This window comes from Frateuria sp., assembly GCF_035695185.1.
Lineage (GTDB): Bacteria > Pseudomonadota > Gammaproteobacteria > Xanthomonadales > Rhodanobacteraceae > Frateuria_A.
Genome location: NZ_DASSES010000049.1, coordinates 1 through 24,572 on the forward strand (window position 1 = coordinate 1; position 24,572 = coordinate 24,572).

Below are 24,572 nucleotides of genomic sequence, written 5' to 3' on the forward strand. Positions count from 1 at the left end.
TGCGCAACGGCCGCCTCGTCTTCCTGGCGTCCTCACCGGCCTGGGCGGCGCGCCTGCGCCTGATGCAGGCGCAGATACTCACCACCGCGCGTGCCATCGGCACGAGCGCCAGTTCGGTCACCGTGAAAGTGGCTCCCCCCCTACCGGCCGCAACGGAGCCGGATCGGTCAAAACCGCTTTCGCCTGCCGCAGCCATCCATCTCAAAGCCGCCGCAGCATCAATCACAGACCCGGAACTGAAGGGACTGTTCCTCGAGCTGGCGTCCATCGCCGAAACTGCTGGATTCCCGGTCGCCAAGGACTGACCGGCGCGGAGCGCCGTGCCTTCGCGAAGTGCCCGACGGGCACCGATTTCCCCCTTGCCGCCCCGAGGGCGGCAGAAGGTTTATAGCACGGTGGAAGGGCAGGTACACCCAGGCATGTGGCCGGAGCGTGAAGCCGGGCGTGTTTGGCGAGCGGCCTGTGTCACAGAAACGACGAAGGCCGCCTTTTTCAGGGCGGCCTTCGGGCAGGCGGCAGATGAATTCAGATCGCCTGGGCAGGATGCGCGTAGGAGATCGGCGAGACCGCCGGATCGTCCTTGTAGACCACCTCTTCCCACGCGGTGGGATCGGCGATCAGCGTGCGCAGCAGCTTGTTGTTGAGCTCGTGGCCGGACTTGTGCGCGTGATAGGCGCCGATCAGGCTGTGGCCGAGCAGGTACAGGTCGCCGATGGCGTCCAGGATCTTGTGCTTGACGAACTCGTCCTCGTAGCGGAGGCCGTCCTCGTTCAGCACGCGGTAGTCGTCCAGCACCACGGCGTTGTCCATCGAGCCGCCCAGCGCCAGGTTGTGCTCGCGCAGCATCTCGATGTCGCGCATGAACCCGAAGGTGCGGGCGCGGCTGACTTCCTTCACGAAGGACGTCGTGGAGAAGTCGATCTCGGCGCGCGAGGTGCGCTTGGAGATGATCGGGTGGTTGAACTCGATCGAGAAACCGACCTTGAAGCCCTCGAACGGCTCGAAGCTGGCCCACTTGTCGCCTTCCTGCACCTTCACCGGCTTCTTGATCCGGATGAAGCGCTTGGCGACGTTCTGCTCCTCGATGCCGGCCGACTGCAGCAGGAACACGAAGGGACCGGCGCTGCCGTCCATGATCGGCACTTCCGGCGCGGACAATTCAACGATGGCGTTGTCGATGCCGAGGCCCGCCATCGCCGAAAGCAGATGCTCGACGGTGGAAACGCGCACGTCGCCCTTGACCAGAGTGGTGGACAGGCGGGTGTCTCCCACGCAATCCGGGCGGGCATGGATGTCCACCGGCGGATTGAGGTCCGTACGTCGGAACACGATGCCCGTGTTCGGCGCGGCGGGGCGCAAGGTCATGTAGACCTTGTCGCCGGTGTGCAGGCCGACGCCGGTCGCACGGATGATGTTCTTGAGCGTACGCTGCTTGATCATTTTTATAGGTACCAGTGTGGGCAGCAGCCAATCAGGGGTCGGATGCTAACACAGTCTTAACCTGCAGCAATAGCAAACCGTACCGTACAGTCTGGTCGCCTCTTTAGCATTCCTTCATACGTGACGCCGGTCACGAATGCCGGCAAACCCCCGCCGCCTCAATCAGTTACCGCGACGCGCCCCCTGCGCCGGAGGACGGGTATCCGGCGCAAAGGGGGCGGACAGGCCGGCGACTCCCTGCCAGCCGGTGCGCGCGCCGGTCCACGACGCGCCGTCTTCACCTGGAAATCACCGGGTCGGCCATCACGAAACGCACACAGGCGCTAGACGCCTGCCGGCCAACGTTCATGCACTGACCCGTCGATCTGGTGTTTTGTTCAATTTTCGCAAGGGTCTCCGGTGGCGGCCGTTCAGTCGGCCTGGCGACGCAGGAACGCCGGGATGTCCAGATAATCGAAACCGGGATCGGTCCCCTTGGCCGGCGGCTCGGCACGCGTGTGCGAGGCGACCGCCTCCGGAGCGGCGTAGTCCACCACTTCGTTGCCGGTACCGGTACGCAGCACCACCGGGCGCGGCCGCTGGCGCATCTCCACCTGCTGGCTGGCCACGGCACGCGGGGCCTGGCGGGTGGCCGCTGCGCGGTTCAGGCCGGTGGCGACCACCGTGACACGCACGTCGTCCTGCATCTCTGGGTCGAGCGAGGTGCCGATCACCACGGTGGCGTCTTCGCTGGCGAAATCGTGGATGACCCGGCCGATCTCGTCGAACTCGCGCATGGTCAGGTTCGGGCCGGCGGTGACGTTGACCAGGATGCCGCAGGCACCATTGAGGTTGACGTCCTCCAGCAGCGGGTTGTTGATGGCCGCCTCGGCCGCGGCCTGGGCGCGGTCGTCGCCGCGGGCGGTACCCGAGCCCATCATGGCCATACCCATTTCGGACATCACCGTGCGCACGTCGGCGAAGTCGACGTTGATCAGGCCCGGGGCGGTGATCAGGTCGGCGATGCCCTGCACCGCGCCCTGCAGCACATCGTTGGCCGCCTTGAACGCGTTGAGCAGGGTGACCTCGCGCCCGAGCACCGACAACAGCTTCTCGTTCGGCACCGTGATCAGCGAATCGACGTGCTGGGACAGGTCCTCGATGCCCTTCATCGCCACCTGCATGCGGCGCCGGCCCTCGAACGGGAACGGCTTGGTGACCACCGCCACGGTGAGGATGCCCTTTTCCTTGGCCAACTGGGCCACGACCGGCGCCGCGCCGGTGCCGGTGCCGCCACCCATGCCGGCGGTGATGAACACCATGTCGGCACCCTCGAGCATTTCCTCGATGCGCTCGCGGTCCTCCAGCGCCGCCTGGCGGCCGACCTCCGGGTTGGCGCCCGCGCCCAGGCCCTTGGTGACGTTGGCGCCGAGCTGCAGGTGGGTGCGCGAGCCGCAGTTCTTCATCGCCTGGGCGTCGGTGTTGGCGACGACGAATTCGACGCCCTCGATGTTGGCATTGAGCATATGTGCGACCGCATTGCCGCCGCCTCCGCCCACGCCGATGACCTTGATGACCGCGTTCGGTGCCAGTTTTTCGATCAGTTCGAACATTTCCCGTCCTCCGTAGAGACTCTTCGTTGTCGTTGTTGCCGCGGGAACGGCGTCCTGCCGTCCCACGGTGGTGGGCGAAACCTCCTTTCGCCCGCGGTGGCGCTCCGCGCCAACCGAAAAATGCACTGGCCGGAGGAGGGCCCTGCCCTTCCCCGGCTCGCCCGGACCGTCACATGTCGGTCCGGACGCCGCTGGATCGCAAGCGATCCAGCGGGCAGGCCATCCAGGGCCTGCGCAGGCTTTCGCCCGCTAGAAGTTCCTGGTGATCCAGCCGCGCACCTTGTCCACCAGCCCGCCGACACTGCCGCCGACCGGGTGGCTGATCCGCACACCGCCCGCGCGCGCGCCGTGCAGCAGCAGGCCGACCCCGGTCGAATGCAGCGGATTGGCCACCACTTCGCCCAGGCCGGTCACGTGCTGCGGCACGCCGATGCGGACCATCTTGTGGAAGATTTCCTCGGCGAGCTCGAGCGCACCCTCCATGCGCGAAGCGCCGCCGGTCAGCACCACGCCGGCGGCGACCAGGCTGTCGTAGCCGGAGCGGCGCAGCTCGTCCTGCACCATCTCGAAGATTTCTTCGTAGCGCGCCTGCACGCTCTGCGCGAGCGACTGCCGGGCCAGCCGGCGCGGCGGGCGGTCGCCCACACTGGGCACCTGGATGGTTTCCTCGGCATGGGCCAGCTGCGCCAGTGCGCAGGCGTACTTGATCTTGATCTCCTCGGCATGCGCGGTCGGCGTGTGCACGCCGTAGGCAATGTCGTTGGTGACCTGGTCGCCACCGACCGGCAGCGACTTGGTGTAGCGGATCGAGCCCTGCGTGTAGATGGCGATGTCGGTGGTGCCGGCGCCGATGTCGACCAGGCAGACCCCCAGCTCGCGCTCGTCGTCGGTGAGCACCGCCTTGGCACTGGCCACCGCCGAAGGGACCAGCTCGTCCACCGAGAGGCCGCAGCGCTGGATGCACTTGGAGATGTTCTGCACCGCCGCAGCCGCGCCGGTGACCAGGTGTACCGAAGCTTCCAGGCGAACACCGCTCATCCCGACCGGCGAGCGGATGCCGTCCTGGCCGTCGATGCGGTACTCCTGCGACTCCTTATATAGAACCTTGCGGTCGGCCGGGATCGCCACCGCGCTGGCCGCCTCCAGCACCTGCTCCAGGTCGCCGGGAGTGACCTCGCGGTCGCGGATGGCCGCGGTGCCGTGCGAGTTCTTGGTTTCCAGGTGGCTGCCGGAGATCGAGGCGAACACCGAGCGGATGTCGCAGCCGGCCATCAGTTCGGCCTCCTCGACGGCACGCTGGATCGAGTGCACGGTCGATTCGATGTCGACGACCGAGCCGCGCTTCATGCCACGCGAGACGTGCGAGCCGATGCCGATCACTTCGATCGGTTCACCCGGCTCGTACTCGCCGACGATGGCGGTCACCTTGTTGGTGCCGATGTCCAGGCCGACGACCAGCTGCTTGTCGTTGCGCGTCTTCATAGGGTCATGCTCATGTGCGGGGCGTCCCCGCGGCAGGTGCGGCGGCGTCGGGCCAACGCACGGCGAAACCATTGGTGTAGCGGAGGTCGGCATAGGCGAAGGCGGCGCTGTGGCCGGCCATCACCTGCGGATAGACGTCGAGGAAGCGGCGCAGGCGCTTGCCGGCCTGGGCGCGGTCGCCGAGCACGATCTGCGCGCCGGCGTTGGCGGTCAGGCTCCAGCTGCCGCGTTCGGACAGCGCCACGCCGGAGATTTTGAGCGGCGTGCCGGCCACCGCCTTGAGCGCATCGGCGTAGAAAGCGACCACCTCGGGCATCTGCGCATCCGGCCCGCGCAGGTCCGGCAGCGGCCCGGCGACCGCGGCCTTGCCGCCGTCGAACAGCACGCCCTGGCGGCTGATCAGCCGGGTGCCGTTCCAGCGCGCGAACGGCTGGCGTTCGTAGATGCGCAGGACCAGCGTGTCCGGCCAGCGCTTGCGTGCCTCGACCGACTCCACCCACGGCAGCGCGGCCACCGCCTGCTGCACGGCGTCCAGGTCGAGCGCGAAGAAGCCGTGACCCAGCCGCGGCAGCACGGCCGCGCGGATCTCCTCGGCACGGAGGTGCTTGAACTCGGCCTGCACGGTCAGTCGCGTCACCGGCCAGCGGTCGGCCGCGAACCAGCCGCGCAGCACACCGACGACCGGCAGCACGACCAGCGCGATGGCCAGGCACCAGGCAACGAGGCGGATCACTCCCCTCACAGGCCCTCCCGGAAACTGGTTTCCAGCACGCGCCAGCACACCTCTTCGTAGTCGATGCCGGCAGCCTTGGCCGCCTTGGGCACCAGCGAGTGCGAGGTCATGCCCGGCGCGGTGTTCACCTCGAGCAGGAAGTTGCGTCCCTGGCGGTCGCGCATAACGTCCACGCGGCCCCAGCCATGGCAGCCGAGCGCATCGAACGCCTCGAGCGCCAGCGCACGCAGTTCGTCCTCGGCCGCGCCCTCGAGGCCCGGGCAGAGATACTGGGTATCCTCGGCCACGTACTTGGCGTTGTAGTCGTAGAACGCGCCCTTCGGCACGATGTGGATCGAAGGCAGCACCTGGCGACCGAGGATGCCGACCGTCATCTCGTCGCCCTCGACCAGGGTTTCCATCAGCAGGTCGCCGGGATAGCGGGCAGCCAGCTCGACGGCGCTGTCCAGCTGGCTTTCCTGGAACACGCGGGTGACGCCGACGCTGGAACCTTCGCAGGCCGGCTTGACGATCAGCGGAAAGCCGACCTGTCCCGCCGCGGCGTGGATGGCCGCCGCGCCGGCGCCGCGCGGCAGCGCGACGAACCTGGGCGTTGGCAGGCCGAGTGACTGCCACACGCGCTTGGAGCGCACCTTGTCCATCGAGAGCGCCGAGCCAAGCACGCCGGAACCGGTGTAGGGCACGTGCAGCGATTCCAGCGCGCCCTGCAGCACGCCGTCCTCGCCGCCACCGTGCTGGCCGTGCAGGATGTTGAACACGCGGGCGAAATGGCCGGCGCGCAGGGCATCCAGCAAGGCCGGGATCCCGTCGATCGCATGCGCGTCGACCCCTCGGCTGCGCAGTGCGGCCAGCACGTTGCGACCCGAATCGAGCGAAACCTCGCGTTCGGCCGAACTGCCGCCCATCACGACCGCGACGCGGCCGAACAGGGCGGGATCGGTGATCTTGACCGGAGCGTTCACTTGGCAGTCCTCAGGTGGCCGGCCTGCGCGAGCTCCACCGCCACCGCGCCGATGTCGCCGGCGCCGCACAGCAGCAGCAGGTCGCCGTCGCGCAGCAGCGTCGGCAGGGTGTCCTTGAAGTCGCGCGGGTGCTCGATCAGCACCGGATCGACCTTGCCGCGCGCGCGCACGGCGCGGGCCAGCGCGCGGCCGTCGGCGCCGGCGATCGGCGCCTCGCCGGCCGGGTAGACCTCGGTCAGCACCAGCACGTCGGCCTCGGCCAGGACGTTGGCGAAGTCGTCCATCAGGTCGCGCGTGCGGCTGTAGCGGTGGGGCTGGAAGCCGACCACCAGGCGCCGGTCCGGCCAACCGCCCCGCGCGGCTGCGAAGACGGCTGCCAGTTCGCGCGGATGGTGGCCGTAGTCGTCGACCAGCAACACGCTGCCCTGCTCCAGCTGCAGCTCGCCACGGCGATGGAAGCGCCGCCCGACACCCTGGAAGTTCTCCAGCGCGCGCGCGATCGCCTCGGCCTCGACGCCGAGCTGCCAGCCGATCGTGGCGGCGGCCAGGGCATTGAGCACGTTGTGCCGGCCAGGGAGATTGAGCGTCACCGGCAGCGTCCCGGCGCGGCCGGGCAACTGCAGGTCGAAGCGCATCTGGAAGCCATCCTGACGTACGTTGGCGGCGCGCACGTCCGCGTCGACGGCATCGATGCCGTACGTCATCACGCGGCGCGTGGTGTCGCGGGCAAGTTTCGCGACCTCCTCGTCGTCCACGCACAGCACGGCCAGGCCGTAGAACGGCAGGCGGTGCAGGAAGTCGGCGAAGGCCTTCTTCACCTGGGCGAAGTCGCCGCCGTAGTTTTCCAGGTGATCGGCATCGATGTTGGTCACCGCCGCGATCACCGGCGAGAGCAGCAGGAAGGAGCCGTCCGACTCGTCCGCCTCGGCCACCAGGTACTGGCCGGTGCCCAGCCGTGCGTTGGCACCGGCCGCGTTGAGCTGCCCCCCGATCACGAAAGTCGGATCGTAGTTGGCCTCGGCCAGCACGCTGGCGACCAGGCTGGTGGTGGTGGTCTTGCCATGCGTGCCGGCGATCGCGATGCCGCGGCGGAAACGCATCAGCTCGCCGAGCATCTCCGCACGCGGGATCACCGGGATGCGCGCGGCGCGCGCGGCGGCCAGTTCCGGGTTGTCCTGGCGGATCGCGCTGGAGGTCACCACAACGTCGGCGTCGCCGACGTGCGCCGCCTCATGGCCGATGCGCACGACGATGCCGAGGGCGGCCAGCCGCTGCGCGGTGGGCGAGTTGGACCTGTCCGAACCGGAAACGGCATAGCCGAGGTTGTGCAGCACCTCGGCGATGCCGCTCATGCCGACGCCGCCGATGCCGATGAAGTGCACGCGGCGGAAGGTCGTCATCAGGTCTTCGTGGGCGAGCAGGCGGCGCGGGGTCATGCGGCCACCTCCTGGCAGGCGCGGGCGATGGTCGCGGCAGCCTCGGGCTTGGCCTGCGTACGCGCGGCCCCGGCCATGGCGATGAGCCGCCGGCGGTCGGCGAGCAGCGCGGCAAGACGCTGCGCCAGTTGCTGTACGTCCAAATCACGTTCCTGGATCAGTTCGGCGGCGCCTGCCTCCACCAGTGCCTGCGCGTTGCCGGTCTGGTGGTCGTCGACCGCATGGGGGAAAGGCACCAGCACGGCGCCCAGTCCCGCGGCGGTGAGCTCGGCGATGGTCAGCGCACCGGCACGGCACACGGCGAGGTCGGCCCAGCCGTAGGCGGCGGCCATGTCCTCGATGAAAGGCAACACTTCGGCCTCCACGCCGGCCTGCGCGTAGGCCGCGCGCGCCTCGTCGAGTCCGCGGCTGCCGCACTGGTGGCGCACCGTCGGGCGTTCTTCCGCCGGGATCAGCGCCAGCGCCTGCGGCAGGGCCAGGTTGAGTGCGCGCGCGCCCAGGCTGCCGCCCAGCACCAGCAACCGGGGTCGCCCGGTGCGGCCGGCGAAGCGCTCGGCCGGCGCAGGCAGCGCCGCGATGCTCGCGCGCACCGGGTTGCCCACCCACTCGCCATTCGGCAGGGCATCGGCAAAGCCCGCCAGCACGCGCCTGGCAAAGCCGGCAAGCTTGCGGTTGGTGTAGCCGGCCACGCGGTTCTGCTCATGCACCAGCAGCGGCGTGCCGGTCAACCGCGCGGCCACGCCGCCAGGGCCGGCGACGTAGCCGCCCATCGACAGCACGCTGCGCGGACGCACGCGGCGCAGCACCCGCAGCGAAGCGAACAGCGCGCGCGCCAGCATCAGCGGGGCGAGCAGACGCGTCTTCAGGCCTTTGCCACGAAGACCGCCGACCGCGACGGTGTGCAGCTCGATGCCGTGCGCCGGCACCACCTGCGTCTCCATGCCCCCGGCCGCACCCAGCCAGGCCACCGGCACGCCCTGCGTGCGCAGCACGTCGGCCACGGCAAGGCCGGGGAAGATGTGGCCGCCGGTGCCACCGGCCATGATCAGCACGGGACGGTTCGTACTCATGCGGCCACCGCCTCGCGCTCGCGCGGTGATGCCGCCGGCTCGTTGGCGTCGGCCAACGCGACCGCCGGCATGCGCGTGGACATCTGGCGCGCATCCAGTGCACGGTTGATCTCGAAGGTCGCGCGCAGCAGCACGCCGGCCATCGCGCAGGTCATCAGCACCGAGGAGCCGCCCGAGCTGATCAGCGGCAAGGTGAGGCCCTTGGTCGGCAAGGCACCGAGATTCACGCCGATGGACACCATCGCCTGCAGGCCCAGCATCAGCGACACGCCGAAGGCCACGTAGCCGGCAAAGCGCTGCCCCACTTCGACGCCCTTGAGGCCCAGGTAGAGGCCGCGTCCGACCGCGACGGCGAACAGCCCGACCACCAGCACGATGCCGGCCAGGCCCAGTTCCTCGCCGATCACCGCCAGGATGAAGTCGGTGTGTGCCTCGGGCAGGTAGGAAAGCTTGAGCACGCTCGAGCCCAGCCCGACGCCGGTCCATTCGCCGCGGCCGATCGCCATCAGCGACTGGGTCAGCTGGAAACCGTCGTTGAACGGGTCCTTCCAGGGATCCATGAACGAGGTCAGCCGCTTCATGCGGTAGCTCTCGCTGGTCGCCGCAATGGCCAGCAGCGGCATCAGCGGGAGACCCATCAGCATCAGGTAGAGCGGGCGGGCGCCGCCGAGCCAGACCATGCCGATGGTGACGGCGATCACCAGCGTGGCCGAGCCGAAATCCGGCTGCGCGAGCAGCAGCAGTACGATCACGCCCGCCACGATGATCGGCCGCAGCAGTCCCCAGAACTTCGTCTCCACGCTCTCGCGGTGGCGGACCAGAAAGCTGGCCACGTAGACGACCAGGATCAGCTTCACCGCCTCGACCGGCTGGAAGCTGAGCACGACGAAGTTGAGCCAGCGCCGCGCGCCATTGATGCGCATCCCCAGGTGCGGCACGAACACCGCCAGCAGCATGGCGCCGCCGACCAGCAACAGCGGCAGCGCGTACTTCTCCACCTGCCGGAGCTCGGTGCGCATGGCCACGCCGGCCAGGCCGAGGCCCAGCGCCAGGTAGAACAGGTGCTTCTTGAGGTAATAGAACGCGCCGATGTGCTGGCTGTCGGCCACGGCGATGGAGCTGGAGGTGACCATCACCACGCCCATGCTGGCCAGCCCGACGAGCGCGACCAGCAACGGCAGGTCGAAGCTGCCGCGCGGCCCGTGCCGCTTGATCGCCTGGCTGGAACCGAAACCGAACATCCTCAGCGCACCTTCAACGTGGCAAGACCGACCAGCACCAGCACCACGCTGATGATCCAGAAGCGCACGATCACCCGGGGCTCGGGCCAGCCCTTGAGCTCGAAGTGGTGGTGGATCGGCGCCATCCGGAAGATGCGCTTGCCGGTGAGCTTGAAGCTCGCCACCTGCAGCATGACCGACACGGTCTCCAGCACGAACACGCCACCCATCACGATCAGCACGATTTCCTGGCGCACGATGACCGCCACGCAGGCCAGCGCCGCGCCGATCGCCAGCGCGCCGACGTCCCCCATGAACACCTGCGCCGGGTAGGTGTTGAACCACAGGAAACCCAGACCCGCGCCGGCCAGCGCACCGCAGAAGATGGAGAGCTCGCCCGCGCCGGGGATCGACGGGATGCCGAGGTATTCGGAGAACACCTTGTTGCCGGCAAGATAGGCGAACACGCCCAGCGCCCCGGAGACCAGCACCGAGGGCATGATCGCCAGGCCGTCCAGGCCGTCGGTGAGGTTCACCGCGTTGGAGAAGCCGACGACCATGAAGTAGGCGACCACCACGAACAGCACGCCCAGCGGCAGCGCCACCTGTTTGAACAGTGGCACGTACAACGCGGTTTCGGCCGGCAGCTGGGCGGTCTTGTAGAGGAACAGCGCCGCCGCCAGCCCGAACACCGACTGCCAGAAATACTTCCAGCGCGAGGCCAGCCCGCGGCTGTCCTTGAGCACCAGCTTCTTGTAGTCGTCGTAGAAGCCGATCACGCCGAAGGCGATCAGTACCGCCAGCACGATCCACACGTAGCGGTTGTGCAGGTCCGCCCAGAGCAGCGTGGCGATGGCGATCGCCAGCAGGATCATCACCCCGCCCATGGTCGGCGTACCCGCCTTGATGAGGTGCGTCTGCGGACCGTCGCTGCGCACCACCTGCCCGGCCTTGAGCGCCGCCAGCCGCATGATCAGGCCCGGGCCGAACAGCAGCGACATAGCCAGCGCCGTGAGCGCGGCCATGATCGTGCGGAAGGTGATGTACTGGACCAGGTGCAGGGCGGTGAAATGCCGCGCCATCCAGTCGGCCAGCTCAAGCAGCATCGATGGGGCCTCCGGAGGCGTGGGTTTGATCCTTCAGCGAAGACACGACCTGCTCCATGCCGGCCGAACGCGAGCCCTTGACCAGGCAGGTCACGCCCGCGTGGATCTGGCGTGTCAGCGAGGCGGCCAGTGCGGCCTTGTCGGCGTGATGCTCGCCGCCCGCGCCAAAGGCCTTGACCGCCGCCGCGCTCAACGGTCCGACCGCGAACAGCCGCTCGATGCCGGCCGCCTTCGCGCGCGCACCGATGCCCTCGTGCAGCGAGCGCGCGTCGGGACCGAGCTCGGCCATGTCGCCGAGCACCAGCCAGCGTTCGCCGGAGGCCAGCGCCAGCGTGTCGATCGCCGCGCCGACCGAACCGGGGTTGGCGTTGTAGCTGTCGTCGACCAGCGTCCAGCCGCCCGGCATCGCCTCGCTACGCAACCTGCCGGCGACACCCGGCACGTGCAGCAGGCCGGCGACGATGGTCGCCAGCGGCACCTCCAGCGCCAGTGCGATCGAGGCGGCCGCCAGCGCGTTGGCGATGTTGTGGCGCCCAGCCAGCGGCAGCGCCACCTCGGCCTCGCCCTCGGGCGTGCGCAGCACGAAGCGCGAGCCGTCCACGCGCTGCTCGAGGATGGTCGCGCCCACGTCGACGTCGCCGTGCAGGCCGAAGTGCAGGGTCGCGCGCGAGCCGGCCAGGCCTTCGAAGAACCCCGCGAAGGCATCGTCGGCGTTGATGATCGCCACGCCGTCGGCCGGCAGCGCCTGGTACAGCGCGCCCTTGGTCTCGGCGACGCCCTCCAGGCTGCCCATGCGCTCGAGATGCGCCGGCGCTATGGTGTTGACGAGGCCGATGTCGGGCCGTGCGATGGCGGCGAGATAGGCGATGTCGCCCGGCTTGCCGGCGCCCATCTCCAGTACCGCGTACTCGCTGTCGGCTGGCATCGCCAGCAGGGTCAGCGGCAGGCCCAGTTCGTTGTTGTAGTTGCCGGCGTTGACGTGCGTGCGGCCGTGGCGCGAGAGGATCGACGCGGTGAGCGTCTTGACCGTGGTCTTGCCGTTGGAACCGGTGATGCCGATCACCCGCACGTCGCGCTGGGCGCGTACCGCGCTGGCCAGGTCGCCGAGCGCAAGCTGGGTGTCGTTGACCAGCACCTGCGGCAGGTCCACGTCGACGCGATGGGTGACCAGCGCCGCGGCCGCCCCGCGCAGGGCGGCCTCGCGCACGTAGGCGTGCCCGTCGACGCGCTCGCCCTTGATCGCCACAAACAGCTCGCCCGGCTGCAGCCGGCGGGTGTCGATCGCTACCCCGTCGACCTGCAGGTCGGCGCCGAGCAGGCGGCCATGGGTCCATAGCGCGATTTCCGAGAGGCGCATCATGCGTGGTTCTCCCTGGTTTGCGCGAGGGCGGCACGGGCCACGGCGAGGTCGTCGAACGGGCGCTTGCCGGCGGCGCCTTCCTGATAGGTCTCGTGGCCCTTGCCGGCGATCAGCACGACATCGTCGGGTCCCGCTCGGCCGATCGCCAGGCCGATCGCAGCGGCGCGGTCGCGCTCGACCATTGCCGGCCGCCGCATGCCTGCACGGATCTGGGCAACGATGGCGTTGCCATCCTCGCCCCGGGGATTGTCGTCGGTGACGATCGCCACGTCGGCCAGACGCTCGGCGATCGCGCCCATCTGCGGGCGTTTGCCCGCGTCACGCTCGCCGCCGCAGCCGAATACGCAGAGCAGCCGGCCGGCGCAATGCGCGCGCAACGCGGTGAGCGCCTGCTCGAGCGCGTCGGGCGTGTGCGCATAGTCGACCACCACCAGCGGACGGCGGCCGTCGCCACCCAGGCGGTTCATCCGGCCATTGACCGGTGCGAGCGACTCCACCGCCTCGACGATGCGTGCGAACGGCTCGCCCAGCGCGCCCAGGCAGGCCGCCACGGCGAGCAGGTTGGCCACGTTGAAGCGGCCGAGCAGCGCGCTGCGGACCGCCCGCGAGCCCCACGGCGTGCGCAGTTCGAAAGCCAGCCCTCCGGCGGAGGTCACAACGGCCTCGGCGCCGACGTCGGCCTCAGCCGCCGCGTCGACGCCCGTGCGCAGTGTGCGCACGCCCGCAGGCAGGCGACCGGCCAACCCGCGCCCGAAGGCGTCATCGATGTTGATGGCGGCCGCCTTCAACCCCGGCCAGGCGAACAGCCGCGCCTTGGCTGCTCCGTAGGCCTCCATGGTGCCGTGGTAGTCGAGGTGATCGCGGGTCAGGTTGGTGAAGGCCGCAACCTCGAACGCCACGCCACCCACGCGGCCCTGCTCCAGCGCGTGCGAGGAGACCTCCATCGCCACGTGCGTCGCGCCCTGGTCGCGGAACCGCGCAAGCAGCCGCTGCACGTTGATCGCATCGGGCGTGGTCCGCTCGCCTTCGTCGAGCGCACCATGGAGGCCGGCGCCGAGCGTGCCGATGCTCGCGGCCGTACGCCCCAGCCGCGATAGCGCCTGGGTGAGCAGTTGCACCGTCGAGGTCTTTCCATTGGTCCCGGTGACGCCGACCACGCGCAACCCGTCCGAGGGACGACCGTAGTAACGCGCAGCGATCTCGCCCAGGCGCGCATGCAGCTGGTCGATCCACAACACCGGCACCCCGGGCGTGAAGCCCGCCATGGCCGGCGCCTCGGCCAGTACCAGCGCGGCGCCGCGCGCCACCCCCTCGGCGGCGAAGGTGATGCCGTGGGTACGGGTTCCGTGCAGCGCGACGAAGGCTTCGCCGGGGCGCACCCGGCGCGAGTCCAGGCTCAGGCCGCAGATACGAAGATCGCCGAGCGCACCTGCGTCGGCGAAACCGTCCAGCAAGGGGGCGAGGAGTGCCGCGTTCATGGCTCCTCCAGCGACGCGTCGTCGATCGGCGGATCAGTGGGCGGCTTGCTGCCGGCCAGTCCGCTCGGGCTCATCAAGGGCCCGCCGGCGTACCAGCGGCCGATGTTGTCAGGCGGCACGTCGAGCAGCCGCAGCGCGCCTTCCATCACGCGTGCGAACACCGGCGCCGACACCGTGCCGCCGTAATAGCTGCGCTTCTGCGGATCGTCGATGACCACCACGCCGACCAGCCGCGGGTGGCTCGCCGGGACCAGCCCGGCGAAAGCCGCGGTGTAGTCGTCGCGCGAGTAGCCCCCGGCGTTGGCCTTGTGCGCGGTACCGGTCTTGCCCGCCACGATGTAGTTGGCGATGCGCGCCGTGGTCGCGGTGCCGCCCGGCGCGGTGACCGTTTCCATCATCTGGACGATCTCGTCGGCGACCTGCCGCGAGACGATCGCCTTGGACGCGTTGTCCGCGCCCTTGATGAAGCTCGGCGAATGCATGACGCCGTGATCGCCCAGCGTCGCGTAGGCGTTGGCCAATTGCAGCGGCGTCACATTGAGCCCGTAGCCGTAGCCCATGATCGCCTGTTCCAGCGGCCGCCAGTCCCGGCCGATCCGCAGCAGGCCCGAGGATTCACCCGGAAAGCCGCTGTTGGTGCTGTTGCCGAAGCCGAACGCGCGGTAGGTGTTGTACATCAGCGCCGTGTCCAGCGTCATGGCGATGTGCGCGGCGCCGACGTTGCTGGACTTGGTGATCACGCCGGTCGGCGTGAGCAGGCCATAGTTGTGCGTGTCATGGATGTCATGGCCCTGGAAATACCAATGGCCGCCGGTGGTGTCGATCAGCGGACTGGTCGGCGTGTACTTGCCGCTGGAAAGCGCCGCGGCCATCAGGATCGGCTTGATCGTCGAGCCCGGCTCGACCAGGTCGGTGACGGCACGATTGCGCCGGTCGGAGAACTTGCTGCCGGCCAGCGCGTTCGGGTTGTAGGTCGGCAGGTTGACCATCGCCAGCACCTCGCCGGTGGGCACGTCGAGGATCACCATCGAGCCGGAGGAGGCATCGAACTCGGCCAGCGCATTCTTCAGCTCGTTGTAGGCCAGGAACTGGATGCGGCGATCGATGCTCAACGTGAGGTTCTTGCCCGGCTTGGGCTCGCGCACCTGCTCGACGTCCTCGACCACGCGCCCCATGCGGTCGCGGATCACCCGCTTGGCGCCAGGCTGGCCCGACAGCCAGTCGTCGAACGCCAGCTCCAGGCCCTCCTGGCCGTGGTCGTCGATATTGGTGAAACCGAGCACGTGCGCGGTCACCTCGCCCGAGGGGTAATAACGACGGAATTCGCGTTGCGCGTTGATCCCCGGGATCTGGAGACCGAGGACGGCCTGCGCCGCCTCAGGAGGCATCTGCCGGCGCAGGTAGACGAACTCGCGATCGGCGCGCTGCGCCAGGCGCTCCTTCAGCTCGCCGGCATCCACACCGAGCGCGGAGGCAAGGTCGGGAATGCGGTCGTCGTTCTCGAGGACCTGCGAGGGATTGGCCCAGATCGACATCACCGGCGTCGATACCGCCAGCGGCTCGCCGTTGCGGTCGAAGATGGTGCCGCGCGAGACCGGGATCTTCACCTCGCGCAGGAAACGCGCGTCGCCCTGGTCCTGGTAGAACTGCTTGCGCATCACCTGCAGGTCGAACGCGCGCGCGACCAGCCCGAGCGAGGCCAGCGACAGCACGCCGACCACCAGCAGCATCCGCCGGCGCGGGCTCGGGCCCGCACCACGGCGGCGACCGGCGGCAGGCTGGGGCATGGAGCGGCGCGGACTCATCGGCGCACCAGCTGGATGTCTTGCGGCTGGGGCGTGACCATGCCGAGCTTGCTGCGCGCCTCTTCGTCGATACGCCGCGGCTCGGCCCAGGTCGCCTGTTCCAGCTCCAGCCGGCCGTACTCGACGTTGAGCTCGTCGCGCTGGTTCTGCAGACGGGTCAGCTCGACGAACAGCACACGGCTCTCGTGGCGCGTCCAGACCACGCCGATCGCGCTGACCAGCACGGCCAGCAGCAGGATCACCAGCGCCATGGCGCCCAGCGCCCTCATGCGAGTTTCTCCGCCACGCGCAGCACCGCCGAACGGGCGCGCGGATTGAGCGCCAGCTCCTGCTCGGAAGGGAAACGCGCCTTGCCGACCGCGGCCAGTCGCGCCGGCCTGGCCGCCACCGGCGGTCCGCGCCGGCTGCCCTGTACGCGGCCGGAGTGGTCGCGGATGAATTGCTTGACCGCGCGGTCCTCCAGCGAGTGGAAGCTGATCACCGAAAGCCGCCCACCGACCTTGAGCCGCTCCAGCGCCGCATCAAGCCCGCGCTGCACGGCATCGAGCTCGCCGTTCACGCGGATGCGCAGGGCCTGGAAGCTGCGGGTGGCCGGGTGCTTGCCCGGCTCGCGGCGGCCGATCGTACGCTCGATCAGCGCGGCCAGCTCGCCGGTACGCGCAATCGGTGCCTCGGCGCGGCGCGCCACGATGGCGCGGGCGATCTTGCGACTGAAGCGCTCCTCTCCGAACGTCCACAGCACGTCGGCGATCTCGTGCTCGTCGGCACGAGCGAGGAACTCCGCCGCGCTCTCGCCCTGGGTGGTGTCCATGCGCATGTCCAGCGGCGCGTCGGCCATGAAGCTGAAGCCGCGCGCGGCCTCGTCCAGCTGGGGCGAGGACACGCCCAGATCGAGCAGCACGCCGTCCAGGCCGCCAGCGGTCTCGTCCCATTCGGCCAGGTCGGCGAAGTTGCCGTGGCGGATGGCCACGCGCGGGTCGCCCGCGAATGCCTCGCGCGCGGCAGCGATGGCGACCGGATCACGATCCATCAGCAGCAGCCGGCCGTCGGGACCCAGGCGCGACAGCACCGCGCGGGCGTGACCGCCGCGCCCGAAGGTGCCATCCAGATACCGCCCGCCTGCCTGCACGGCAAGGCCCTCCACCGCTTCGCCCAGCATCACCGGGATGTGCCGCAACTCGGCCACGCCGCACCCTCCCGTCCCGTCTTCCGTCCGCACCCGAAAACCCGCGCGCCTTACAGGCGCAGGTCCGCCATGTCGTCAGTGATGTCGTCTTCGCCGAGGGTCTGGCGGATCTTGGCCAGGTGGGCCTGTTCGCTCCACAGCTCGAACTTGTTGCCCATGCCGAGCAGCACCGCCTTCTTCTCGATCCCGGCGGCTGCGCGCTGGCTGGCCGGCAGCAGGATGCGCGAGGCGCCATCCGGCTCGACCACGCTCGCCGCGCCGACCAGCTTCATCTGCAGGTTGCGGTGCGGCGCCTTGACCATCGGCAGTGCATTGACCTGGTCGCGCACCTTTTCCCACTCGGCATAGGGAAACAGCCACAGGCAGCCCATCTCGAACGGGCTGTAGGTGACCACCAGCCGATTGGCGCAGGCGCCCGCGACCAGCTCCCGATAAGCAGTCGGGATGGCCAGCCGGCCCTTGTCGTCAACGGTGATGGCGGTCTCGCCCTGGAACACCCGCGTGGACTCCACTGATTCCCACGATTTCACACAGGGTCCCACGATACGTCTCGCCTTTTGAGACGTCAAGGGATTTTTGCTTGCGAATCAAGGAGAAAGGCGGAAGTGTGGACGTATTTCCAGCCGTTTCAGAGGAACCTTCCCAAGGTGATTGAAAGCTGGGGAAATTTCCGAACCAGTTGTGCGGCGGGTCACGGGCGTTTACCGGCTCGCGCCGGCTGGACATGAATCCCCCGTTCAGGCCCTTGGCCCCCCTACGAGCACCCGTGGGCGGGACCCCGCACACGCCAGCCCTGGCAGTCGAACCAAAGGCACTCCTGGCAGCAGGCCACACGAAAAAGGGCCAGGATGGCGCGATCCAATGCGCCACCCTGGCCCTTCCCTGGCGGCGCGCCCAAGCGCGCCGCCGCTAGAGGCGGAGCCGGCCTGTAAGCCGGGTTCTGTACGCCTTGCGGCGCGACAGTCATTCCTCTCGGCCAGGCGTCGCCGCCTGGCTCCAGCGACCTACCCGGGAACAACGCGGGCCGCGTTATCGTTCCCCTATTCGGTCTTGCTCCGGGTGGGGTTTACCGTGCCGTGCGGCGTTGGCCCCGCACGCGGTGCGCTCTTACCGCACCCTTTCACCCTTACCTGTGCCCTTGCGGGCCATCGGCGGTCTGCTCTCTGTTGCACTGGCCGTCGGCTCGCGCCGCCCAGGAGTTACCTGGCACCCTGCCCTGTGGAGCCCGGACTTTCCTCGATGCGCTCGACGCGCGACGCGACTGTCCGGCCGACTCCGTGGGCCATTGTAGTGGCCGGGGACCGGAATGGGGGCCGGGATACGAAAAAAGAGGAAGCGGCAGGGCGGGCTTCAGCCCGTTCGCGGGGGCGACAGGTAAAAGCGCACCTGCGCCAAGGTGCGCACCTACATTTGATAGAGCGCCTTTCGCGGCGCTCCGGTTATGGCTGCCGCGAGCTTCGCGGCCTTGGCTGGCGGCAGCTCCTCGCGCAGCAATGCGAATACCCGCTGCCCCTCGGCCAGCCGCGCGTCCGCCTCTTCGCCTCGCCCGGCCACCAGGATCACGCACTCGCCCCGCTGCTGGTCCGGGTCGCCCGCCACGCGCGCGGCCAGTTCGCCCAGCGGCTCGCCGATGACCGTCTCGAACAGCTTGGTCAGCTCACGCGCCAGCACGGCCTCCCGCACGCCACCGAAAACGTCCCGCATGTCGGCCAGGCTCTCGGCTACGCGATGGGACGACTCGTAGAAGATGAGCGTGCGCGGCTCGCCGGCCAGTTCCTGCAGCCGACTGCGCCGCGCGGCCGCTTTCGCCGGCGGGAACCCCTCGAAGACGAAGCGGTCGCTGGGGAGCCCCGCCACCGACAGCGCCGCGATCGCCGCGCAGGCGCCAGGCACCGGCACGCAGCGGACCCCCGCGGCCCGTGCCGCGCGGACCAGGCGGAACCCCGGATCGCTGACCAGCGGGGTGCCTGCGTCCGAAATGAGCGCCACCGACTGGCCGTCCAGCATGCGCCGCACCAACCCGTCGACCACCTCGCGCTCGTTGTGCTCGTGCAGCGCCACCAGCGGCACGTCGACGTTGTGATGGAGCAGCAACGGGCGGCTGTGGCGGGTGTCTTCCGCGGCGATCACGTCGGCCGCGCGCAGCGTGGCCACCGCGCGCGCCGAAATATCGTCGCGGTTGCCGATCGGCGTGGCGACCACCGACAGGCTGCCGGGCTGGACAGTAGGCATGGGAACTCCGGGGCGGTGCGCAAAGGGCTCGCGGCACGATCGGCTATGATCGCTCACCATGTCGACCACGACCAAGGGACCCTCCATGCGACTGTTCCGCGCCGCCGGCCTCGGCCTGCTGATCGCCTTGGCCTCAAGCGCCTGCGTGCCGACCCGGGTGACCCGCTCGCCGCAGGAGCTCGCCGCCGCGCAGCACGCCGCGCAGCTCGCCAGCCAGGGGCAGTTCGACCAGGCCGTCCAGGCCTACCTCGACCTGGGCCGGCAAACCGGCGACACCGACCACTACAACATCCTGGCCGCCGAGGTGTACCGCGAGGAAGGCGCGCTCGACCAGGCCGCGCCGCTGCTCGACCAGGTGCGCCGCCCGCGCCTGCAGGGCGAGGATGCCGCCCGCTACGACCTGCTCCGCGCCGAGCTGGCACTTGCGCACCATGACGCGCACACCGCATTGCAGCTGACCACCCAGCCCACGCCGGTGCCGCCCACGCTCGAGCTGCGCCTGCTCGAACTGCGCGCGCGGGCCATGGAAGCAGGCGGTGACCTGTGGGGCGCCGCGCGCACGCGCGTGCAGATGGATCCGCAGCTCGAAGGCCTGGACCACACGCAGAACCGCAAGCAGATCCTCGACCTGCTCGGCCGGCTGGGCGTCGAGCCGCTCAAGCGGCGCGGGGCCGCGATGCAGGCAAGCGACCGCATGCTGCCGTGGGTCAACGAGGCACTCACCCAGCTCGGGGTGCCGGTGGCACAGCCGCAACCGGACCTGGACCAGCCGGTCGGCACCATGCTGCCCGGGGCCGACGCCAACGTGCGCGAGGGCTACCGCATGCCCGCGAACGTGGCGCTGCTGCTGCCGCTCGATGGCAACTTCGCCGGTGCCAGCGGCGCCATCCGCCAGGGCTTCTTCGCCGGCTACGCCGACGCTGCACGCACCCACGCGCCGCGCGCCAACGTGCGCGTGTACGACAGCGGCGGCACCGCCGACAGCGCGATCAAGGCCTACCAGCAGGCCGCCAGCGATGGCGCCCAGCTGGTCGTCGGCCCGCTCACCCGCGCCGAGGTCGCCGCGGTGTTCGGCCAGGCGCAGCTGCCGGTACCGTTGCTGGCGCTAAATCACCCGGACGACAAGAGCCTTCCCGCCGCCGGCGCGACCGAGTTCGGCCTGCTGCCCGAGACCGAAGGGGCGCAGGCGGCCGACCACATGGTCGAGCGCGGCGTGCATGGCGCCTACGAAGTCATTTCCGACGACGACTTCGCCCAGCGCGCCGCCGGCGCGTTCAAGGCCGAGTTCGAAGCCCGTGGCGGCCATGTCGCCGGCATGGCGACGCTGCCGCCCGGCAAGGTCAACTACGCCGACGCCATCGCCGGGCTGAACATGCCCACGACGGCCACGCCGCTGGCCGGCACCGAACCGGCCGAAGCCGCCTCCACCCCCGCCGCCGCGGGCAGTACCGCCGCCGCGCCGGCGATGGCGCCTGCCCCGACCGGCGACACCGGCATTTTCATCAGCATGCGCCCCGAGCAGGCACGCCTGCTGCTGCCGCAGCTGCACGTCGCCCATATCGGCCTGCCGGTGTTCGGCACTTCGCACATCTACGCCGGCGTCGACGACGCGGCAGCCGACCGCGACCTCGATGGCGTGGAGTTCTCCGACGCGCCGTGGCTGTTCGACGCCCAGCCGGGCCTGCCCAGCCACGGCGGGATCGCCACCCGGCTGCCGGCCGCGCGCGGCACCTCGGCGCGGCTGTTCGCCTTCGGCATGGACGCGTGGAACCTGGTGCCCTACCTGGACTGGCTGCGCGATCACCCGGGCAGCTACCTGCCGGGCGCCAGCGGCCAGCTCGCGGCCGACCAGTTCGGCCGCATCCGCCGCGTGCTGATCTGGGCGCGCTTCCAGGACGGTATCGCCCGCCCGCTCACCGGCAGCCTGCAGCTGGATGACATGCCGTCCGCCGCCCCGCCGGTGGACGAAGGCGGCAGCACCCCGGTCCCGGCCAGCTCCACCGGTGTGCCGCCAGCCAGCTCGAGCGGCCTGCCCCCCGCAGGCCACTGATGCGCGCGGCGGGCGAAGCCTTCGAGCAACGCGCCTGCCGCGAGCTCGAGCGCGCCGGGCTGAAGGCCCTCGCGCGCAACTACACCACGCGCCACGGCGAGCTCGATCTGGTCATGCGCGATGGCGATACCGTAGTGTTCGTCGAGGTGCGCTATCGCGTGCGCGCCGGCCATGGCGACGCCGCGGCGTCGGTCACGCGAAGCAAGCAAGAGAAGCTGATCCGCACCGCGCAGCTCTGGCTGGCGGCGCATGCACAGCACGCGCAGCGCCCCTGCCGCTTCGACGTGGTCAGCTACGACGGCCCGGCGGGCGAGGCGACCATGCACTGGTTGAAGGGCGCATTCGAAGCCGAGTGAGGTCCGCCTGCCGGCCCCGCCGGCGAGCGCATCCGGAAAGAGCCACGAGCCATGCCGCTACCTGACGCCCTGCTCCACACGCTGCGCTCGATCTTTGGCGACGCCGTGCACACCGGCCCGGCCGAACGGCTGGCCTACGCCTACGACAATTCCCGCCTCGACGCATTGCCCGACGCCGTGGTGTTCCCCACGGAACATGCCCAGGTCGAGGCGCTGGTGCGCGCCTGCCGTGCACACCGCGTGCCGCTCACCGCCCGCGGGCGTGGCAGCAACACCACCGGCGCCACGGTGCCGGTCGACGGTGGCGTGGTCGCCAGCTTCGAGCGCATGAAGCGCATCCTGCGGATCGATCCGGCGAACCGGCTGGCCGTGGTGGAGCCGGGCGTGATCAACGGCGACCTGCAACGCGCACTGGCGCCGCACGGCCTGTTCTGGCCGCCGGACCCGAGTTCCTCGCCCTGGTGCAGCATCGGCGGCAACCTCGCCTGCAACGCCGCCGGCCCGCGCGCGGTGAAGTACGGCACGCCGCGCGAGAACACCCTGGGTTTGCGCGCGGTCGCCGGCGATGGCGCCGGCTTCCGTTGCGGCACCTTCACCAGCAAGGGGGCCACCGGCTACGACCTCACGCGCCTGCTGATCGGCTCGGAAGGCACGCTGGCGTTGATCACCGAAGCCACGCTCAAGCTCACGCCCCTGCCGTCGTCGATCCGCACGTTGCGCGCCACCTACCGCGACGTCGCCGCCGCGGCGCAGGCGGTGGCGCGCATCATGGGGCAGCCGGTCACGCCCTGCGCGCTGGAGTTCATCGACGAGACCGCGCTCCGGCTGGCCCATGCGCATGCCGGCGACGAGGTACCACTGGCCGGTGCCCTGCTGATGATCGAGGTCGACGGCGAGCCGGCAACCCTCGATGCCGCTGTCGCCGCCGTTTCCGCCGCGGCGCAGGGCGAGGGCTTGGAGTCCCTGCACGTGGCCGCCACCGTGGAGGAAGCCCGGAGGCTCTGGGCCGCCCGCAAGGCGCTCTCTCCCGCGCAGCGCACGATCGCGCCGGACAAGATCAACGAGGACGTGGTGGTCCCGGTCAGCCGCCTGCCCGAGCTGGTCGAGGGCATCCGGCGGTTGGCGCGGAAACACGAGGTGCTGATCGTCAGCTTCGGCCATGCCGGCAATGGCAACCTGCACGTCAACCTGCTGCCGCGCGACGCCGCCGAGCGCGAACGCGCGCACGCCTGCCTGGCCGAGGTCTTCGCCCTGGTGATCGAACTGGAAGGCACGCTTTCGGGCGAACACGGCATCGGCCGGACCAAACGCGAGTTCATGCCGCTGGCCGTGCCGCCGGCCGCGCTGGGCTTGATGCGCGAGATCAAGCGCGCATTTGATCCGGACGGCATCCTCAATCCCGGCAAACTGCTCCCATGAAGTCCCTCTCACCGTACACATCCCGCCCCGGCCAGGCCTCGCGCGCGCAGGGGAAGTGGCAGGCCACGCGGGAACCGGCGCATGGCTGACGAGCTCGACCGGCTGCTCGCCCGGATCCGCGCCTGCCAGCTCTGCGCCGCCGAACTGCCGCACGGGGTGCGTCCGGTATTGCAGGCCTCCACGACGTCGCGGCTGCTGATCGTGAGCCAGGCGCCTGGGCGCAAGGTGCACGCCAGCGGCGTGCCGTTCGATGACGTGAGCGGCGACCGTCTGCGCGAATGGCTGGGCCTGGACAAACCCACGTTCTACGACGCCCGCCGCGTGGCCATCGTGCCGATGGGCTTCTGTTTTCCGGGCAGCGCACGCGGTGCCGACCTGCCGCCGCGACGCGAATGCGCGCCGGCCTGGCATCCGCGACTGCTGCCGCTGCTGACCAACGTGGACCTCACCCTGGCGATCGGCCGCTACGCGCAGGTGGGCCTGCTCGGCGCGCGGGCCGGCACGAGCCTCACCGACACGGTCCGTGACTGGCGCACGCACCTTGCCCGCGGGGTCTTGCCGCTGCCCCACCCGAGTCCGCGCAACCAGCTGTGGACCAAGCGCAACCCGTGGTTCGCCGAGGAGTTGCTGCCGGTGCTGCGCGAGCGGGTCAGTTGCGCCCTCGGCGCCAACGCGTAGGCGCCTTCCGGATCACGGCCAGGCAGGATCAGCTGCGGCGGGCGAAGACCAGGCGCAACCCGAAGGCCACGAACACCGCGCCCGCCAGCCCGTCGATCCAGCGGGCCAGCCGCAGGTAACCGCGACGCATCGCCGGCAGGGCGAAGAACGCCGCCACCAGAGCGAACCACGCGAAGGTTTCGGCCACCACCAGCGCCCACAGGCCCCAACGCGTGGCCGCATCCAGCCGGTCGCCGAGAAACGCCGAGAACACGCTGCCGAAGTACACCACCGCCTTGGGGTTGGCCAGATTGGTCAGCAGGCCGGCGCGCAGCGCAGCCAGCTCCCCGCCGGGCACGGCCGCCGTGTCGACCTGCGCCGCTGGCGCCGGCCCGAACGCACCGCGCAGCATGCGCAGGCCCATCCATGCCAGGTACAACCCGCCGGCGACGGCGATCAGCTGCTGCAGCCACGCCACCCGGTGCAGCAGCAGTTGCAGGCCGAGCAGGGCCAGCGCCGACCACAGCGCGATACCCAGGGTGATCCCCAGCACGCCGAACAGCGCCGGCCTGCGCGAACGGCTGGCCGCTGTCCGCGAAACGAAGAAGAAATCCGGCCCCGGGCTGAGCAGGGCGACCAGGTGGACGACGGCAATGGCGAGGAACAGGTGCATGAGTGGAACCGCGCAGCGATTCTCCAAGTGTATGCGCCACGGTCCGGCGGCACATTCCCCGCAGCGGATCGACGCTGGAGGTTGGAGTCCGGTCGCGGCCAGGGGATGCGCCTGCAGGGCCCTTGCCGGCACCGCGGCAGTCCGCGCGCGCGCTGCGTTGCGCCTTGCCGGCCCGCATCCCTTTCTCTAACCTGCCGGACTTCGCGGCCACGGCGTTCGTCCCGCGGCTTTTGCAGGGGAAAAGCACATGCGGGACTTTGCACCATGAACATCAAGCTGCGCCTGATCGTGATGAACTTCCTGCAGTTCTTCGTG

The 24,572-nt window shown here is 69.9% G+C and carries 22 protein-coding genes and 1 other RNA gene; 5 read left to right on the top strand and 18 right to left on the bottom strand.

Annotated features, from left to right (window positions below; all coding sequences use genetic code 11):
- On the top strand, positions 1–305 hold a 305-nt coding region (locus VFH59_RS03685; RefSeq protein WP_325163536.1), incomplete at its 5' end, for a DciA family protein.
- A 220-nt stretch (positions 306–525) separates the two neighbouring features.
- On the opposite strand, the gene lpxC is transcribed toward VFH59_RS03685, so the two are convergent.
- The 17 genes from lpxC to rsmI form a co-directional block, all read right to left on the bottom strand.
- Positions 526–1,440 carry a UDP-3-O-acyl-N-acetylglucosamine deacetylase gene (gene lpxC / locus VFH59_RS03690; protein WP_325163537.1) on the bottom strand — a complete coding sequence of 305 codons (915 nt, stop codon included), beginning with the start codon at positions 1,438–1,440 and terminating at the stop codon, positions 526–528.
- A gap of 410 nt (positions 1,441–1,850) precedes the next feature.
- Positions 1,851–3,032, bottom strand: a complete 1,182-nt coding sequence (ftsZ, locus tag VFH59_RS03695) for a cell division protein FtsZ (RefSeq protein WP_325163538.1) — start codon at positions 3,030–3,032, stop codon at positions 1,851–1,853.
- A 249-nt stretch (positions 3,033–3,281) separates the two neighbouring features.
- A complete protein-coding gene (ftsA, locus tag VFH59_RS03700; protein WP_325163539.1) occupies positions 3,282–4,514 on the bottom strand; it encodes a cell division protein FtsA in 1,233 nt (410 codons plus the stop codon).
- A 10-nt stretch (positions 4,515–4,524) separates the two neighbouring features.
- Entirely contained in the window at positions 4,525–5,256 is a 732-nt protein-coding gene (locus VFH59_RS03705; RefSeq protein ID WP_325163540.1) for a cell division protein FtsQ/DivIB, read from the bottom strand.
- Positions 5,253–6,209 (bottom strand): D-alanine--D-alanine ligase, encoded by a 957-nt coding sequence (locus tag VFH59_RS03710; protein WP_325163541.1) that lies wholly within the window; start codon positions 6,207–6,209, stop codon positions 5,253–5,255. Before VFH59_RS03710 ends, VFH59_RS03705 begins: the two co-directional genes overlap by 4 nt.
- Positions 6,206–7,645: a UDP-N-acetylmuramate--L-alanine ligase gene (gene murC, locus VFH59_RS03715; RefSeq protein WP_325163542.1), complete on the bottom strand. Its 1,440-nt coding sequence runs from the start codon at positions 7,643–7,645 to the stop codon at positions 6,206–6,208. The genes VFH59_RS03710 and murC overlap by 4 nt, the downstream gene beginning before the upstream one ends.
- Positions 7,642–8,715 (bottom strand): undecaprenyldiphospho-muramoylpentapeptide beta-N-acetylglucosaminyltransferase, encoded by a 1,074-nt coding sequence (gene murG / locus VFH59_RS03720; protein ID WP_325163543.1) that lies wholly within the window; start codon positions 8,713–8,715, stop codon positions 7,642–7,644. Before murG ends, murC begins: the two co-directional genes overlap by 4 nt.
- Positions 8,712–9,956, bottom strand: coding sequence for a putative lipid II flippase FtsW (gene ftsW / locus VFH59_RS03725; RefSeq protein WP_325163544.1), 1,245 nt, complete (start codon positions 9,954–9,956; stop codon positions 8,712–8,714). Before ftsW ends, murG begins: the two co-directional genes overlap by 4 nt.
- Positions 9,957–9,958: 2 nt before the next feature.
- Entirely contained in the window at positions 9,959–11,041 is a 1,083-nt protein-coding gene (gene mraY, locus VFH59_RS03730) for a phospho-N-acetylmuramoyl-pentapeptide-transferase (RefSeq protein ID WP_325163545.1), read from the bottom strand.
- Positions 11,031–12,401: a UDP-N-acetylmuramoyl-tripeptide--D-alanyl-D-alanine ligase gene (locus tag VFH59_RS03735; protein ID WP_325163546.1), complete on the bottom strand. Its 1,371-nt coding sequence runs from the start codon at positions 12,399–12,401 to the stop codon at positions 11,031–11,033. Before VFH59_RS03735 ends, mraY begins: the two co-directional genes overlap by 11 nt.
- On the bottom strand, positions 12,398–13,879 hold the full coding sequence (locus VFH59_RS03740; RefSeq protein ID WP_325163547.1) for a UDP-N-acetylmuramoyl-L-alanyl-D-glutamate--2,6-diaminopimelate ligase: 1,482 nt from the start codon (positions 13,877–13,879) through the stop codon (positions 12,398–12,400). Before VFH59_RS03740 ends, VFH59_RS03735 begins: the two co-directional genes overlap by 4 nt.
- Complete coding sequence (locus tag VFH59_RS03745; RefSeq protein ID WP_325163548.1) at positions 13,876–15,666, bottom strand: peptidoglycan D,D-transpeptidase FtsI family protein; 1,791 nt, start codon at positions 15,664–15,666, stop codon at positions 13,876–13,878. Before VFH59_RS03745 ends, VFH59_RS03740 begins: the two co-directional genes overlap by 4 nt.
- Before the next feature lie 14 nt (positions 15,667–15,680).
- Complete coding sequence (ftsL, locus tag VFH59_RS03750; protein ID WP_325163556.1) at positions 15,681–15,944, bottom strand: cell division protein FtsL; 264 nt, start codon at positions 15,942–15,944, stop codon at positions 15,681–15,683.
- A 5-nt stretch (positions 15,945–15,949) separates the two neighbouring features.
- Entirely contained in the window at positions 15,950–16,870 is a 921-nt protein-coding gene (rsmH, locus tag VFH59_RS03755; protein ID WP_325163549.1) for a 16S rRNA (cytosine(1402)-N(4))-methyltransferase RsmH, read from the bottom strand.
- Positions 16,871–16,920: 50 nt separating this feature from the next.
- Entirely contained in the window at positions 16,921–17,367 is a 447-nt protein-coding gene (mraZ, locus tag VFH59_RS03760) for a division/cell wall cluster transcriptional repressor MraZ (protein ID WP_325163557.1), read from the bottom strand.
- Positions 17,368–17,783: 416 nt separating this feature from the next.
- An RNA gene (gene rnpB, locus VFH59_RS03765) (RNase P RNA component class A) lies at positions 17,784–18,147 on the bottom strand.
- Positions 18,148–18,274: 127 nt separating this feature from the next.
- On the bottom strand, positions 18,275–19,102 hold the full coding sequence (gene rsmI, locus VFH59_RS03770; protein WP_325163550.1) for a 16S rRNA (cytidine(1402)-2'-O)-methyltransferase: 828 nt from the start codon (positions 19,100–19,102) through the stop codon (positions 18,275–18,277).
- Positions 19,103–19,187: 85 nt separating this feature from the next.
- Here rsmI and VFH59_RS03775 point away from each other — a divergent pair, with 85 nt between their 5' ends.
- The 4 genes from VFH59_RS03775 (at position 19,188) to VFH59_RS03790 (ending at position 23,605) form a co-directional block, all read left to right on the top strand.
- Positions 19,188–21,152: a penicillin-binding protein activator gene (locus tag VFH59_RS03775; RefSeq protein ID WP_325163551.1), complete on the top strand. Its 1,965-nt coding sequence runs from the start codon at positions 19,188–19,190 to the stop codon at positions 21,150–21,152.
- The gene (locus VFH59_RS03780) at positions 21,152–21,508 is read left to right on the top strand and encodes a YraN family protein (RefSeq protein ID WP_325163552.1); all 357 of its coding nucleotides are present in this window, start codon (positions 21,152–21,154) and stop codon (positions 21,506–21,508) included. The genes VFH59_RS03775 and VFH59_RS03780 overlap by 1 nt, the downstream gene beginning before the upstream one ends.
- 51 nt (positions 21,509–21,559) lie before the next feature.
- Entirely contained in the window at positions 21,560–22,927 is a 1,368-nt protein-coding gene (locus VFH59_RS03785; RefSeq protein ID WP_325163553.1) for an FAD-binding oxidoreductase, read from the top strand.
- Between the two features lie 81 nt (positions 22,928–23,008).
- Entirely contained in the window at positions 23,009–23,605 is a 597-nt protein-coding gene (locus VFH59_RS03790; protein WP_325163554.1) for a uracil-DNA glycosylase family protein, read from the top strand.
- Positions 23,606–23,633: 28 nt separating this feature from the next.
- On the opposite strand, the gene VFH59_RS03795 is transcribed toward VFH59_RS03790, so the two are convergent.
- Positions 23,634–24,257 carry a LysE family transporter gene (locus VFH59_RS03795; protein ID WP_325163555.1) on the bottom strand — a complete coding sequence of 208 codons (624 nt, stop codon included), beginning with the start codon at positions 24,255–24,257 and terminating at the stop codon, positions 23,634–23,636.
- Positions 24,258–24,572 lie beyond the last annotated feature (315 nt).